The organism is Streptomyces recifensis, from assembly GCF_002154615.1.
Lineage (GTDB): Bacteria > Actinomycetota > Actinomycetes > Streptomycetales > Streptomycetaceae > Streptomyces > Streptomyces griseoluteus.
In genome coordinates this window covers 1-4,400 of record NZ_MUNH01000452.1, presented here as the reverse complement: position 1 = coordinate 4,400, position 4,400 = coordinate 1, and the positions used below count along the sequence as shown (strand labels likewise).

Genomic DNA, 4,400 nt, shown 5'->3' with positions numbered 1-4,400 from the left:
GCCGAGGACGTTGGCCTCGGCCTCGGGCTCCTTTCCGGCCGCGCAGGTGGCGCGGGCGGTGACCGTGCCGACCTCGACCAGGGAGAGAAGCGGCAGTCCGGGCACGTGCAGCCGGGCGTTGGCGAGGCGGACCGAGCCCTCGGCGCGCTCGTCGGTGGCGGTGGCTGCGGCCGAGGCGACGTCGGCGCGCAGTACGGAGAAGGGGCGGCCCTGGTTCACGCCGTCGAGCCGGGCCGAGAGCGCGGTGCGGTCGGCGTCGCCCGGTGCCTGGACCTCGTTGAGGGAGAGGGTGAGGGGGACGTCGGCGGTGCGGTGGAGCAGGGACACGTCGAGCCCGGCGCGCAGTACGGCGGCGGAGGCGCGTCCGTGGCCGCCGGTGGCGTGCGCCGGGCGCGCGCTCAGGAGCAGAGGCGCGGCGGTGAGGGCGGCGGCCGTCGCCACGGCGGCGAGACGGCGTGCGGGCATGCGGAAGTTGTCGCTGTTCAAGGCGGTGGGACCCCCAGGAGGAGCGTGCTCGGGACACGACAACCCTTACGCACTGTGGGTGAACGGTCAGCGATCCTGGGTTACTTCACTCCATCGGGGGGTTTCCGCCTCCGTATTCGATTAAGGGGGCACGGCCGTTCGCCCCGCCTACTGCACGACCCGTCCGTTCAGCACCACCCGGCGCGGCGCCGCGAGCACCCGTACGTCGGCGCGCGGGTCGGACTCGTAGACCACCAGGTCCGCCGGGGCGCCCTCCTCCAGGCCGGGGCGGCCCAGCCAGGCGCGGGCGGCCCAGCTGGTGGCGGCCAGCGCCTCGACGGGCGGGATGCCGGCGGTGACCAGTTCCGCCACCTCGGCGGCGACCAGCCCGTGCGGCAGCGAGCCGCCCGCGTCCGTGCCGACGTACACCGGGATGCCCGCGTCATAGGCGTCGCGCACCGTCTCGTAGCGCCGCTCATGGAGGCGTCGCATATGTGCCGACCAGCGGGGGTACTTGTCGTCGCCGCCCGCCGCCAGGTCGGGGAAGGTGGCGATGTTGACCAGGGTCGGCACGATGGCGACCCCGCGCTCCGCGAACAGCGGGATCAGCTCGGGGGTGAGGCCGGTGGCGTGCTCGACGCAGTCGATGCCGGACTCCACCAGGTCCCGCAGCGAACTCTCCGCGAAACAGTGCGCGGTGACCCGCGCGCCCAGCCGGTGCGCCTCCGCGATCCCCGCCTCGACCGCCTCGCGCGGCCAGCAGGGCGCGAGGTCGCCGGCGCCCCGGTCGATCCAGTCGCCGACCAGCTTGACCCAGCCGTCCCCGCGCCGCGCCTCCCGGCCGACGTAGGCGACGAGGTCGGCGGGCTCGATCTCGTGGGCGTAGCCCCGGATGTAGCGGCGGGTACGGGCGATGTGCCGGCCGGCCCGGATGATCTTCGGGAGGTCCGCCCGGTCGTCCACCCAGCGGGTGTCGGAGGGCGAACCGGCGTCCCGGAGCAGCAGGGCGCCGGCCTCGCGGTCGGTGAGGGCCTGCTTCTCGGCGGTGTCCGCGTCGACCGGGCCCTCCGCACCGAGGCCGACATGGCAGTGGGCGTCGACCAGGCCGGGCAGCGCCCAGCCCTGGACGGCTCTGACGTCACCGGCGCCGGCGGGGCGGTCGTAGGTGATGCGGCCGCCGACCACCCACAGCTCGTCGCGGACGTCGTCGGGCCCGGCCAGGACCCGCCCCTTCACGTGCAGCACCGGGTGATCGCTCATGCACCGCACCTTAGTGAGGCGGCCCGCCGGGCTGAAGACCCGGCTACTTCTCCGTCTTGCCGGGTACGTCCTCCACCTCGGCCATCGCCGGGTCCAGGACGCGGGAGAGGAAGTGCCGGGTCCGCTCGTTCTTCGGGTTCCCGATGACCTCCTCCGGGGTGCCCTGCTCGACGATGACGCCGCCGTCCATGAAGACGACCCGGTCCGCGACCTCGCGGGCGAAGGTCATCTCGTGGGTGACGACCATCATGGTCATGCCTTCCTCGGCGAGCCCCCGCATCACCGCGAGCACGTCACCGACCAGCTCGGGGTCGAGCGCGGAGGTGGGCTCGTCGAAGAGCATCACCTCGGGGCCCATGGCGAGCGAGCGGGCGATGGCCACCCGCTGCTGCTGGCCGCCGGAGAGCGAGGACGGGTAGGCGTGCGCCTTGTCGGAGAGCCCGACCCGCGCCAGGTTCTCCGCCGCGACCTTCTCCGCCGCCGCCTTGTCCCGCCCGAGCACCCGGCGCTGGGGCAGCGTGAGGTTCTCGGTGACGTCGAGGTGCGGGAAGAGGTTGAACTGCTGGAACACCATGCCGATGCGCCGGCGTACGGCGTCGATGTCCACGTCCGGGTCGGTCAGCTCGGTGCCGCCGACCACGATGGTGCCCTGCTGGGGTTCCTCCAGCAGGTTGACGCAGCGCAGCAGGGTGGACTTGCCGGAGCCGGACGGCCCGATGACGCAGACCACCTCGCCCTGGCCGATCTCCAGGTCGACACCGCGCAGGACGTGGTTGTCGCCGAAGGACTTGTGCAGCCCCTCGACGCGGATCTCGGGAGTGCTCACCGGATCGCCTCCTGGGACTTGGACTCCATCCGGCGTACGACGAAGCCGAGCGGGATGGTGACCAGCAGATAGCACAGGCCGGCCACCAGGATGGGGGTGGAGTTGGCGGTGGTGCTGGCCAGGTCGTTGCCGAACTTGGACAGCTCGCGCTCCTCCAGCGTGACACCGAGGAACAGCACCAGCGAGGAGTCCTTGAAGAGCAGGACGAGTTCGTTGGTGAGCGGGGGCAGGATGATGCGGAACGCCTGCGGGATGACGATGGAGATCATGGCCCGCGCGGGCGAGAAGCCCAGCGAACGCGCCGCCTCCATCTGTCCCTTGGGCACCGCCTGGATGCCCGCCCGGATCGTCTCGGCCATGTAGGCGGCCGAGACCAGGCCGAGGGCGACCGCGACCTTGCCGTAGGTGCCGCCCGGATACTGCACGTCCGGGAAGGCCAGCGGCACGCCGACGCCGACGAAGATGAAGATCAGCAGGGCGGGCAGGCCCCGGAAGATCTCGATGTAGATGCCGGCGAGCCAGCGGTACGGCCCCACGGAGGACAGCCGCATCAGGGCGACGACGATGCCCAGCACGAGTCCGACCACGAAGCCGGACAGCGTGTAGAGCACGGTGTTCTTCAGCGCCAGCGTGATGATGTCCGGGAACATCTGCTCGGCGATGGGCAGTTGCGCGAACTGGTTCTTCAGCCGTCCCCAGTCCGCGGAGAACGCGAAGGCGAGGACGGCGGCGACGAAGACGACGTACTGCGCGCCGCGTGAGAGCCTGCGCCGCTGCCTGCGGGTCAGGCCCTTCTTGCGGGGCTGGATGCGGGTGTCCGTGTCGGCCATCGGGTCAGGAGCCCGCGGACGGAGAGGCGGCGGACGGGTCGTAGGGGCCGATCCACTTCTCGTAGATCTTCTTGTACTCGCCGTCGGACTTGGCGTGGGCCAGCGCCTTGTTGATCGCGTCGCGCAGGGCGGTGTTGCCCTTCTTCACCGTGAAGCCGTACTGCTCGCCGGTGTTGATGTTGTCCACCACCTGGAAGGCGGAGGAGTTGGCCTTGTCCTTCAGCCAGCCCTGGACCACCGGGTAGTCGATGACCACGGCCTGGACCTGGCCGGTGCGCAGGCCGTTGAGGACCGCGTCGGAGGAGTGGAAGGAGACCGGGTCGAGGCCCTTGCTCTTGGCGAAGTCCTCACCGGTGGTCTGCGCCTGCGCGCCGAGCTTCTTGCCCTTGAGGTCCGCGAGCGACTTGATGCCGCTCTTCTTGTTGACCAGCACGGCCTGGGTGGCCTCGAAGTAGGGGTCGGAGAAGTCGACGTTCTTCTTGCGCTCGTCGGTGATCGTCATGCCGGCGGCGGCGAGGTCGCACTGGCCGGAGTTGAGGAAGGCGCCGGTCTTGAAGTTCTCGAACGGCGTGTCCACGATCTTCTGCTTCACGCCCAGGTCCCCCGCGACCAGGTCGATCAGGGAGACGTCGAAGCCCTGCACCTTGCCGTCGATCACCGACTGGAACGGCGGGTAGGGCAGGTGGGTGCAGACGGTCAGCGCCCCGGCGTTGGCGAGGTGGACCCCCTTGACGGTGGTCTTCCCGCCCCCGCCGCCCGAGGAGGAGCAGCCGGCGACGAGCGCGATCGCGGCCGTCGCGGTGATGGCTGCCAGCACACGGGGCCGGCGCCGAAGGAGGGTCTTCATGGGGGGAATCTCCCGATCGGGGGAACTGTGGGTTCCGATTATAAGGAGAGGTTTGGGCCTCTCAAATCAAACTGATGGCTACGCGGCCGTCCAGCCTAAGATGTCGCCGGTCAAAACGGCACGGAGGCCGCCAGTTACCCTCGTCACCGTCGGCCTGCCGGGGCCGGCCCCG

Annotated in this window: 5 protein-coding genes; all 5 read right to left on the bottom strand. The window is 70.9% G+C overall.

What is annotated here, in order from left to right:
• Nucleotides 1-486, bottom strand: a 486-nt coding sequence (locus CCN33_RS22395; RefSeq protein WP_279628195.1) for an SCO1860 family LAETG-anchored protein, incomplete at its 3' end; no start/stop codon positions are given.
• 147 nt (nt 487-633) lie between these two features.
• Entirely contained in the window at nt 634-1,725 is a 1,092-nt protein-coding gene (locus CCN33_RS22390; RefSeq protein WP_086695324.1) for an amidohydrolase family protein, read from the bottom strand.
• Nucleotides 1,726-1,768: 43 nt separating this feature from the next.
• Nucleotides 1,769-2,551, bottom strand: a complete 783-nt coding sequence (locus CCN33_RS22385; RefSeq protein ID WP_086695323.1) for an amino acid ABC transporter ATP-binding protein — start codon at nt 2,549-2,551, stop codon at nt 1,769-1,771.
• Complete coding sequence (locus CCN33_RS22380; protein ID WP_086695322.1) at nt 2,548-3,381, bottom strand: amino acid ABC transporter permease; 834 nt, start codon at nt 3,379-3,381, stop codon at nt 2,548-2,550. The genes CCN33_RS22385 and CCN33_RS22380 overlap by 4 nt, the downstream gene beginning before the upstream one ends.
• 4 nt (nt 3,382-3,385) lie before the next feature.
• Nucleotides 3,386-4,228 (bottom strand): basic amino acid ABC transporter substrate-binding protein, encoded by an 843-nt coding sequence (locus CCN33_RS22375; protein WP_086695321.1) that lies wholly within the window; start codon nt 4,226-4,228, stop codon nt 3,386-3,388.
• Nucleotides 4,229-4,400: the final 172 nt, after the last annotated feature.